Source organism: Anaerosporobacter sp., from assembly GCF_965301125.1.
Genome location: NZ_CBDLAM010000320.1, coordinates 1 through 552 on the forward strand (window position 1 = coordinate 1; position 552 = coordinate 552).

Below are 552 nucleotides of genomic sequence, written 5' to 3' on the forward strand. Positions count from 1 at the left end.
ATACTGCGTTTGGTAGTAATTATTTCTATCAAGTTGATTTATTGATTCATGAAGTAGTTTCATTTCATTTTCAAATTCTTTTCCCAATAAATGAGTAGCGGAAGTTCTACTATAACTTACATTAGCTTTACTATTTTGATCACTTTTTATACTGTCAGTTGGAGCAACTCTTTCAAAATCATCAAATACAAAAACAGATTTAGGTTTAATACTAGCAATTTCATAATTTTTTTTAGTAATGAATAAATTAAATTTCCAATTACAGGTATACTTTTTGAAATATCTACAACTCTCCTTTTTAAACTTTTATCTTCGTTCTCACATTCATCTTGTATCTTCTTATATAATGCCTCTCTCGTAGATATACCAAAACAAGAAATTGTATATACCTTACGATAATTTATCTTTTTTATATGATCCATAAATTCATTAACTGAAATTGTTTTACCAGAACCCCAATTACCATATATTAAAATACATGTAGGATCAATTCCATTAATATATTTAAATAACTCCATATTTAAATTACTTTGTTGTTTTATAATTTTTTTT

Annotated in this window: 1 protein-coding gene; it reads right to left on the reverse strand. The window is 24.6% G+C overall.

What is annotated here, in order from left to right; all coding sequences use genetic code 11:
* Positions 1-146 precede the first annotated feature (146 nt).
* Positions 147-552: P-loop NTPase fold protein (locus ACW2QF_RS19325; RefSeq protein WP_455717651.1), on the reverse strand; the 406-nt coding region annotated here is incomplete at its 5' end.